This window comes from Enterobacter sp. IF2SW-B1 (assembly GCF_001743375.1).
Lineage (GTDB): Bacteria > Pseudomonadota > Gammaproteobacteria > Enterobacterales > Enterobacteriaceae > Enterobacter > Enterobacter bugandensis.
The window spans coordinates 1-590 of the sequence record NZ_MJAA01000132.1; the positions used below are offsets into that span (position 1 = coordinate 1).

Annotated in this window: 1 protein-coding gene; it reads right to left on the reverse strand. The window is 29.6% G+C overall.

The features are described 5' to 3' along the window. The coding region (locus A6013_RS28550; protein WP_217629479.1) for a hypothetical protein at positions 1-590 on the reverse strand (590 nt) is incomplete at both ends.

Genomic DNA, 590 nt, shown 5'->3' on the forward strand with positions numbered 1-590 from the left:
CGCATTTAATCCCTAACATATTTTTAAAATAGCATTCATATGCATTAATCCATTTATTCGTTTCAAACAAAGTTTCAATATCAATTGGATAAATCATGATAGAGTGATTATTCATAATATGGTGTGCTTCTTCAGCGATATGTAAAGCACCATCATTTAATGTTTSSATAACGTTAGGTATAACTTTTTCTTTCAGTATTGTATGTTCTAGCCCTTTTAAATTAGCTGGTACAAAAGTTACATCCATACCATACTTTTCAATTGTCAGTTCTTGTGTACAATTTGCGAACCTTAAATACTCAATCATTAAACTAATTAGGTTATAACTGTACGTATTAGATTTTAATATATATAATACCGTTTCTTGAAATTGAAAATGACCATTGTCAATTAACTTCAAAATCAAGTGCGTCTGTTCCCTCATTGATAACGTATCAAAATCAGTTAATGACTGAGTCAATCGTYTTTCATCTTCAATTAATTTTGACTTAGCAAATTCTTTAAGAGGATGTAATGCCATTCTTGTTGTGTGATCTTTGACTTCATCAATAATTTGATGAATTACTTCCACCGCTTCAAGATATTGTCCC